This window comes from uncultured Albimonas sp. (genome assembly GCF_963977235.1).
Classification (GTDB): domain Bacteria; phylum Pseudomonadota; class Alphaproteobacteria; order Rhodobacterales; family Rhodobacteraceae; genus Albimonas.
In genome coordinates this window covers 42,674-50,696 of record NZ_CAXBOD010000035.1, presented here as the reverse complement: position 1 = coordinate 50,696, position 8,023 = coordinate 42,674, and the positions used below count along the sequence as shown (strand labels likewise).

The following is an 8,023-nucleotide window of genomic DNA, read 5'->3' as shown; positions in this document are numbered from 1 at the left end:
GAACCCTCGTCGTAAGCTTGGGAAGCTTCTGCTCTACCATTGAGCTACACCCGCGACGCTGGCTAGGTACGATGAGCCATGGCTCCCGTCAAGATGGGTGCGTCCGATCTCGGTCTTCTCTGCGAGGGGGCTGGCGGCGGCGGGCCCACGCCCTCCCCGAGGTCGGCCCGGGATCGACGACGACGGGGGGCGCCGGTCGACGGCGATGACGGCTTCGGGGGCGGTCGCCAGGCTCGGCATCGCCGGCTCTCCTGCGCGACTCGGCAGAGCCTCCCCCCTGCTTCGCGGGGATCAAGCGGTGCGGCCGTCGCCTCGAAAGCCGCTGATTGCAATGCAGAACATCTTGCGGGGACAGCCGCGCGCCGACACCGGGTCCAGTCTCGAGCGCCAGGTCCGAAACGCCTTGCGCAATCGCGCCGGTCGGTGTGGCTGAGGGGTGGAGGCGACGACCGGAATCGAACCAGTGTACACGGATTTGCAATCCGTCGGGTAGCGCGCACGCCGATCCGACACAACGCGCAGGCCGATTTTAACGATCAAAATCAGACCTGTAGGTTTCGGCTTTGCGCTCGTGATGCTCTTACGGCTCGCGCCGATCAGCCATCCGGCCCCATGGCGGCCCCATGGAGCAAGCCGTGTTCCCCTTGTGTTCGAGCCTGGTTGTGTCGAAACTTGCGCTTGGCAACGAGGCAACGCCGCGTTGCTTCTACAACGGCGGCGTCGACTGGAATGCTGCCCTTGATCCGGATTGGAGAACGTCATGCATTTTGTTGCGAACTACGAGATTGGTTCGGATATATCAGTCACGTCTGACGACGAAATACTTGAAATTTCGTGTCCGAGAGGTGAATTCAGGGCGAGAATAAAGAATATCCCGCGATCTGTGTTCACGGTGCCTTTTTTGCTATCGTTGCACCTATACTTCGAGGACGAAGACCTGGAGGATGCTAAGTCCGCATCCGAGGACTTGATGGTTGTGTGCCTCAACATGCTGGCGCTGGCCACCGGCGCGGGGCTTCGACGACACCGGATACGCCAGATCGTGGTGACCGATGAGCCGGGAGCGGACGGAATGAGGGACGTCCTCATGTGGGCCGACAAGGTCGAGTATAGCGATCCACAGCCGGCTCTGACAGCGGATCACCTGACGTCCATCGAGCGCCTGTTGGAGTGGGAGGCTCCGCCGGCGATCGAGCGCGCGCTCAGATGGTATCGGCTAGGGGTGGACGCCTCCGCTCCGGATGATCAGTTCACCTACTTCTGGTTCGCGCTTGAGATTGTTGCGGAGTATCAGAAGCCCACCGCAAGGGTGAATGATCGGTGCCCACACTGCCAGTCCGCGCTCTACTGCGAGACGTGTGAAAAACACCCTGTTCACCGGCCCTACGCCAAGCAGGCGATCCACGCTTTGATGCGAATGACCGATCCAGATTGCACCGACGAGACTGTCGCGATGCTCGACGACACCCGAAATCGCCTGATGCACGGCGCTACTCTCCGCGAAATCGAGGCGTCTTTTGCCGAGTCTGATCCGCATGTCGTCGACGTTCTGGGTAGACTGCTCTGGCTTGCGCTGTTGAAGCAGTTCCCGCGCGAACTTACTGAGGAGGGCCTACTTGTAGGCGTTCCATCGACATATGTGCGCTCCAACATGACCGCTGTCGCCCACGCGCGGACAGTCGTCCCGGCAGACGACTTCGGCAACTTCGATCTCGACTTCAAAGGGTTTTCAGTAAAATTCGAGTTGCCTGGGCCGCCGCAAAGTGCTTCGCCGACGGTTCTGCGCATGACACACGCGCAATACGATCAGCTTCGCGCCTTCTCATATCGCCACGGCGAGCACCGTGAGATGATCACGCGCATCGCCAACAATGCGCGCGAAATCAAGGACAACGTTCTCGTGGGCGTGCTGGCGACGGATATGCCGCTCGTGAGGGAGGCGGTTCGGAGCGGCTCCCAGGGTGGATGGGAAGAACTGTTCCGCGAGGTGCTTGATCAGAACGGGCAGGGCGAAGCGTCCTAGACCTGCCGGGCTCATCAGCCCAGCAGGTCGCCGATCCGGGCCGCCGCCGCCGCGGCGAGGTCGTCGTCCGCCTCGACGTAGAGGTCCAGCGTGGTCGAGGCGCGGGAATGGCCCAGCAGCGTCTGCAGGGTCTTCACGTCGGTCCCCGACTTGTTCTGCATCGTGCCGAACAGGTGACGCAGGCCATGCACCCCCTGCACGCCCTCGGGCAGGCCCAGTTTCGCCCGCATCCGCCGGGCGCGGGCCGATACCGCATCGAGCTTCAACGGCGCGCCGTAGGGGTCGCAGAAGACGAGGTCGTGGTTCTCCCATGCGCGCCCGGCCGCGAGCTTGTCCCGCTTCACCTGCACCAGACGCGCGCGCAGCAGCTCCACCGCCGCCGGGGGCAGGGGGATGCGCCGGCGCGAGGTCCGCGACTTCGGCGCGCCGAACACCCACGAGGACGTCCCGTTCCCGCTCACCCGCATCAACGTGCGCTCGACCCGCAGGGCCGCGCCGTCGAGGTCCACCGCGGCCCATGCGAGCGCCCCGGCCTCCGAGCGGCGCATCCCGGTCATCGCCATGAGGCGGAACAACGGGCCGTCCCCCGTCGCGTCCATGGCCGCGAGGAACTTCCGCGCGTTCTCCATCGTGTCCGTCTTCGGCCGCGGGCGGGCCGCTACCTTCGGCCCCTCCGCCCCCTCGACGGGGTTGTAGGGCAGCAGCCGCTTGCGCACCGCATCCTTCAGCGCCTTGTGCAGGATCGCCCGGCTCTGGCTGATGGTGCTGGGCGCCAGGCCGCGCCCGGCGAGGTCGCCCAGCCATGCCTCGACGTCCTCGACCGCAAGCCGGTGCATCTGGACGTGGCCGATGCTCTTGATGCAGGTCTCCACCTTGCCCCTGTAGCCCGACAAGGTGTTCGGCCTGATCGCGCCCGAGGTCTCGCGGGCGGACAGCCAGCCGCGCAGGTAGCTCCCCAGCGTGCCCTTCGCGAGCTGGCCGCCCGCGCCGGCGTTGACCGTCTGGTTCGCCAGCCAGCCTTTCGCCTCCGCCTTCGTGTCGAAGGAGCGCGAGATCCGGTTCTTCTTCCCGGTGCGCGACGTGCTCTTGTGCTCCGCCCGCCACCGCACCTTGCCGCCGGCGGTGGTGTATCTCTCGATGCTCATGACGACTTCTCCCGCGCCCGGTGGCGCCGCGTGTTCGATCCCGATCTGCACCGGGTCGAGCAGAAGATCGCGTCCCTCCGCGCGCCCACGAAGATCGAGCCGCAATGCAGGCAGGCCCGGACGGGCAGGCCGCCCACGGCCGCCTCGATCCCGTCCACCACGATCCGGCCCAGCAGCGGCTCGACGTCCTCGGGCGTCGCCACCGACCATCTGCCCCGCTCGTCGATCTGCATCCGCACCAGCTCGGGCACGAGGCCGGGCAGGCGGCCGACATGCTGGGGGAGCCGGGCGGGGTCCACCGCCCAGTCGCCGGCGTCGACCTGCACATAGGCCTCGCGCAGCGCCCCGCAGGCGATCAGGAGTCGCCCCAGCAGCCCCGCCTCTACGTCGTGAGCTACAGGCCCCACCGCGGCGTCCAGCGCCAGCCTGGCGGCCGATCCAGGCGCGCCTGCATCGGGGCCGCCGACGAACAGGCCCAGGTGCCACCACGCCGCCCGCCGCCTAGACGAGGACTCGTCCATCCCGATCAGCGCCCGCAGCGCCTCCGCCGTGTCGGTCCTGCCCATGTTTCACACCTACTTTCGATCATTTCGCTCACAACGATCATGTAGTGCGAATCAGGATTGCTCGCAATTATTGTTTGCGTTGTGATCGTTTTGCAGAAAACGAAACACATACAGATCAGACAGGAGACCCCGGCCCATGACCGACGTGAATCCGCGCCCCGCCACCGTGACGCCCAACGAGGCGGCCGACATGCTCGACATCTCGCCGGTGACCGTGCGGCGCTACTACAAGGAGGGCCTGCTGCGCGGCCGGAAGATCGGCACGCGGCTGATCCGCATCGAGACCGCGAGCGTCGACGAGCTCATCGCGCAGGGCGAGCAGCAGCCCGCCGACTGATCCCATCCCCGAGATCCCGATCCGATCCGAACCCGCGGGCGCGCCGGCGCGGGAACGGCCCCTCATGTCCCGGCGCAGGAGAACCCCACCATGGGCATCGAAACCGACTTTCACGACGGGCTGCGCAGGACGGCCGCCGCGCGGACCGAGGGCAGCAGCGACGACGCCTTCGCCATGGCCGAGGCCGCAGCGACCGGCCTGTTCGACACCTGGACCGACCTGGCGCCGGCCCTGGGCGAGATCGCAGCCGCGGCCCAGCGCCAGGACCACGACGTCCTGCGCCAGGCTCTGCGGGACGCCTTTCAGGCCTATGACGTCTGATCGGCGGCCGACGCCCCCCGGTCGGTGGAGACCGAAGCGCTGGTCGACCTGCTGGCGCTCCGCGAGGTCTGCCGGAGGACAGGCGCACGAGCGATGGCTGCGTCTCGTGGGCGGGCGACGCCTGCACGACGGCGGCCTGCGGGGGCGAGGCGGAGTTCATCCGCGCCGACATCCTCGACGGCCTGCTGGCGCCGGGCAAGCGGATCGAGGTCAACGGGCCGTTCTTCATGCAGTGCGAGCATGGCCCTTCGGCGTTCGGGCCGGGGCAGCACGCGCTGGCCGTGGACGGCGGCGCGCCGTTCGACGTCATGCCCATGGTGGGGTCCGCCGATCTGGGCATTCCGCGGAAGGACGTCGTGAATCTCTGCCGCTCCTGGATCGAGGCGAGCGACCTGGTATTCGCCTAGGCCGACGCGGACTTCAGCGAGGCCTATGGCACGCTCGCCGAGATCGGGCTGGCCGTCGGCCTGGGCAAGCCGATGCTCGTGGCCGCGCCGCTCAGCATGCCCGAGGACGTGGCGGCCGAGACCTGGTTCGCGCTGAGCATGGCGACCGAACTGGTGCTCGCGCGCAGCCCGGCGGAAGGCTTCCGGCTCCTGCTGCCGGCCATGACGAGCGCGATCGCGGAACGGTACGCGAGGGTCGCGGGGCTGCTAGGTTAACCCGGACAACACCTTCGGAACCATGACCCCGAAAGAGATCGGCCCGTCCTGTTGGCGCAGGAGCGGGCCGGGAATCGAAGTCTGGTCGAGCCTGAGCCGGGCACCCCCGAGGTCTGGTGATGACCTGCTAGGGGTAGCGTTTGCAGGGCCGCCGCGCAACGAAGGAAGCGCATACGTGGCTCCCAAGGACCTGACGACTCCGCCCGCTCGGGCGGAACTCATGATCGCCGGCCTCCTTCAGCAGGCCGAGAACCGCCCTAGTGGCGAGCAGGGCGTGATCGACCTGCGCTCGCTCCGGCACGTCCCGGTGGGCGACAAGTTCGGCAATCCCGGTTTCTCGGCCGCGATCTTCTACAACGACTACAGGCGGAACGCGGAGATCGTCGGCCGCACCGGGCTGGTGTTCGACGTCGAGTTCCTGAACAAGTTCACCACGATCCCGCCGACGCCGTCGGAGTTCGCCGACCGGCTGCGGGCGCGCGGCCTGGGCGGCGTGCTCTGGACCACCTACCACCACACGCCGGAGAAGCCGCGCTATCGGGTCGCGATGAACATGGCCGGCTGCGTGCTGCCGGACGGCAAAGACTTCGACCGCGACGTCGACATCGAGATGATGCAGGCGATCGCTCACGACCTCGAACTGGACGTGGTGGTCGACGTCACCAAGTTCGCCGCGGAATCGTTCTTCTTCCTGCCTTCTGCTCCCCCCGAGGGGATCGACGACGCCGAACTGATCGTCGTCGAGGGCGCCTGCTACAACCCGGCCGCCGCGCTGGCGGAGGCGCAGAAGCTGGTCGAGGCGCGGCGGGAGGCGCTGGCGGAGGCGCAGAAGCGCCGCGCCGGCGCGAAGTCGGACAACCAGCTCGCGACCGGCCTCCGGCACCGTATTCGCCCGCTGCGCGAGGTCCTGGAGGTCATGGGCTACACGCCCACGAGCGACCCGGACCGCTGGCTCTCCCCCTACTCGAAATCCGGCAAGCCCGGCTGCGTGATCCTGGAGGGCGAGGACGGCGTCGAGCGGGTGGCGATCCATCACGCCGACGATCCGCTGAACCTCGAAAAGCCGGTGTTCGGCGTGCGGGCGCATGACGTTGTCGACTTCGTGGTCCTCAAGCACTTCGGCCCCGACGCGGACATGGGCAAGGCGCTGGGCTCGCTGCTCTCCGATCTGCCCGCCTGGGCCGCAGCTCCGGCGCCCGTGGACATGGACGCCCTGCGGCGGCTTGTGGCGGCCCAGGAGGCCCCTCCTGCGCCCGCAGGGGCCTCGCCCCCGCAGGACGTGCTAGACGACGAGGAGGAGCTGGACGGCCTGCCCGAGGACATCGTGACCGATCTGGCCTTCCGGGCCCTGATGAAGCCGGGAGAGACCCCCCGGGCGGCGGTGGAGCGGCTGGGGCGCCTCGCGGAGGCGATGGAGGTCGACGACGTGTTTTCGGACGACGCCGGCGGCCCGCCTCCGCCAGACGGCGTGCTGCCGCGGTTCGTCGAGCGCATCGCCCTGGTGGCCGAGGACAGCGGCGGCATCGACCCGTCATTGACCGCGCTGCCGATCTTGCAGGCGATGAGCACCACCCCGAAGGCCGGCACGATCATCGAGGCGCCGATGGGCGCCCTCACCCTCAGAAGGCCGCCGAACCTGTTCGCCGCCACTGTGGCGCCGCCCAGCTCGGGCAAGAGTTTCGCGATCGAGGATGTGGCCGAGCCCGCGCACGAGGCGGTGGCCGCGGACCTGCGCCGGCTCTGGCTTCAGCGGAGGAAGCAGGCGCAGAGCGAGGCGAAGCGCATGGGCCTGGAGGGCGCCAAGGCCGCCGACTACGTGGCCGAGAACGCGCCGGGGCCGGTCGTGGTGCAGATCTCCGGAATGACCATCGAAGGGGTGCGCGACACGCTCGCCGCGCCGGGGCAGGCGGACGTAACGCCGGACATCATGTCCGACGAGCTGGCGTCGATCCTCGTGTCCCTGCGGGCCTACAGCAGCGACAGCACCGCCCAGAAGGACATCCTGCAGGGGATCGGCGCCGGCGGCCCCAAGACCTTCGTGCGGTCAGGCCAGAAGGGGAAGCGCGCACCCGAGATCATCACCGCGCCGCGCTGGAACTTCGGCCTGGGCGGCACCATTCAGATCGACGTGCTGCGCGAGTTGGAGGAAAAGCACGGCCTGTTGCGCGACGGGTTCCTGCATCGGTTCTGCATCACCGTCGGCCGGATGCGTCGGAAGCCGCCGCGGCTGATGGAAGGAGGGCCGAACGGCGACGAGCTGGTGGCCCGCCTCGGGCAGGTGATGGTCGCGGTCAGCCGCTGGCGGGCGGCGGCCTACAGCCTCGACGGCGAGGCGCAGGCGCTGCTGGATCGGGTCGAGGTGGAGAACCAGGAGCGGGCCGCGCTGCTGGTGAAGATCGGATCGCCGGGGAAGGAAGGCGAGATCATCGCCAAGGGCATGCCGGTGATCATGAAGCTGACGCTGATCATGCACTTGTTCGACTGGGCCGAGGACTGGCTGGATGGGGCCGATCCGGTGCAGCGCGCCTCACTGGTCGCGCCCCCGCCTCCTGCGACCGTGAGCGTCGAGACCCTGGCGCGGGCGGTGCGGCTCCATCGCGACTGGCTCCTGCCGCACCTGTTCGTCCTGACCGCGCATGTCGGCGGCGGGCGGGACGCGGTGCGCCGCGTCGCGGGCTGGCTGCTGGAACAGGACGCGGAGGGCCGGAACCGATTCACGCGGCGCGACCTGACCCGCTCCGGGCCGAGCGTGCTGCGCAAGTCCTTCGACGAGATCTACCCGATCGTCGCCCTGCTGGAAGTGACCGGCTGGCTGAAGCCCGACGCCATGCTGATGACCGACGCCCGCGGCCGGGCGAAGGCGTGGCACCTGCCGCGGGGCGTGGCCGAGCGGTTCAAGGCCGATCTGGCGAACTACCGCGAGGCGCTGGAATGGATGGATGCCATGCGGCGCGGACCGTCGTGATCCG

At 68.2% G+C, this 8,023-nt stretch carries 8 protein-coding genes; 6 read left to right on the top strand and 2 right to left on the bottom strand.

All coding sequences use genetic code 11. The annotated features are described in order from the left end of the window. Nucleotides 1–760 precede the first annotated feature (760 nt). A complete protein-coding gene (gene mauJ, locus AAC134_RS15630) occupies nucleotides 761–2,023 on the top strand; it encodes a methylamine utilization protein MauJ (protein ID WP_339950044.1) in 1,263 nt (420 codons plus the stop codon). A 14-nt stretch (nucleotides 2,024–2,037) separates the two neighbouring features. Here the strand turns inward: mauJ and AAC134_RS15625 are convergent, their stop codons facing one another. Both AAC134_RS15625 and AAC134_RS15620 read right to left on the bottom strand, forming a co-directional pair. Further along, nucleotides 2,038–3,168: a site-specific integrase gene (locus AAC134_RS15625; protein ID WP_339950043.1), complete on the bottom strand. Its 1,131-nt coding sequence runs from the start codon at nucleotides 3,166–3,168 to the stop codon at nucleotides 2,038–2,040. After that, a complete protein-coding gene (locus tag AAC134_RS15620) occupies nucleotides 3,165–3,734 on the bottom strand; it encodes a hypothetical protein (protein ID WP_339950042.1) in 570 nt (189 codons plus the stop codon). The genes AAC134_RS15625 and AAC134_RS15620 overlap by 4 nt, the downstream gene beginning before the upstream one ends. A 136-nt stretch (nucleotides 3,735–3,870) precedes the next feature. Between AAC134_RS15620 and AAC134_RS15615 the strand changes: the two genes are divergently transcribed. The 5 genes from AAC134_RS15615 (at nucleotide 3,871) to AAC134_RS15595 (ending at nucleotide 8,019) form a co-directional block, all read left to right on the top strand. Continuing rightward, nucleotides 3,871–4,071 carry a helix-turn-helix domain-containing protein gene (locus AAC134_RS15615; protein ID WP_339950041.1) on the top strand — a complete coding sequence of 67 codons (201 nt, stop codon included), beginning with the start codon at nucleotides 3,871–3,873 and terminating at the stop codon, nucleotides 4,069–4,071. A gap of 90 nt (nucleotides 4,072–4,161) precedes the next feature. Next, a complete protein-coding gene (locus AAC134_RS15610; protein WP_339950040.1) occupies nucleotides 4,162–4,392 on the top strand; it encodes a hypothetical protein in 231 nt (76 codons plus the stop codon). Between the two features lie 227 nt (nucleotides 4,393–4,619). Further along, nucleotides 4,620–4,799, top strand: a complete 180-nt coding sequence (locus AAC134_RS15605) for a hypothetical protein (RefSeq protein ID WP_339950039.1) — start codon at nucleotides 4,620–4,622, stop codon at nucleotides 4,797–4,799. A gap of 72 nt (nucleotides 4,800–4,871) precedes the next feature. Continuing rightward, complete coding sequence (locus AAC134_RS15600; RefSeq protein WP_339950038.1) at nucleotides 4,872–5,054, top strand: hypothetical protein; 183 nt, start codon at nucleotides 4,872–4,874, stop codon at nucleotides 5,052–5,054. A 220-nt stretch (nucleotides 5,055–5,274) separates the two neighbouring features. Beyond that, nucleotides 5,275–8,019 (top strand): DUF3987 domain-containing protein, encoded by a 2,745-nt coding sequence (locus AAC134_RS15595; protein ID WP_339950037.1) that lies wholly within the window; start codon nucleotides 5,275–5,277, stop codon nucleotides 8,017–8,019. Nucleotides 8,020–8,023 lie beyond the last annotated feature (4 nt).

Bases quoted from the DNA above. Each gene is read 5' to 3' on its own strand.
- AAC134_RS15600 (WP_339950038.1), top strand. From the start codon at position 4,872: ATGCTCGTGGCCGCGCCGCTCAGCATGCCCGAGGACGTGGCGGCCGAG.
- AAC134_RS15625 (WP_339950043.1), bottom strand. From the start codon at position 3,168: ATGAGCATCGAGAGATACACCACCGCCGGCGGCAAGGTGCGGTGGCGG.
- AAC134_RS15610 (WP_339950040.1), top strand. From the start codon at position 4,162: ATGGGCATCGAAACCGACTTTCACGACGGGCTGCGCAGGACGGCCGCC.
- AAC134_RS15615 (WP_339950041.1), top strand. From the start codon at position 3,871: ATGACCGACGTGAATCCGCGCCCCGCCACCGTGACGCCCAACGAGGCG.
- AAC134_RS15605 (WP_339950039.1), top strand. From the start codon at position 4,620: ATGCAGTGCGAGCATGGCCCTTCGGCGTTCGGGCCGGGGCAGCACGCG.
- AAC134_RS15620 (WP_339950042.1), bottom strand. From the start codon at position 3,734: ATGGGCAGGACCGACACGGCGGAGGCGCTGCGGGCGCTGATCGGGATG.
- AAC134_RS15595 (WP_339950037.1), top strand. From the start codon at position 5,275: ATGATCGCCGGCCTCCTTCAGCAGGCCGAGAACCGCCCTAGTGGCGAG.
- mauJ (WP_339950044.1), top strand. From the start codon at position 761: ATGCATTTTGTTGCGAACTACGAGATTGGTTCGGATATATCAGTCACG.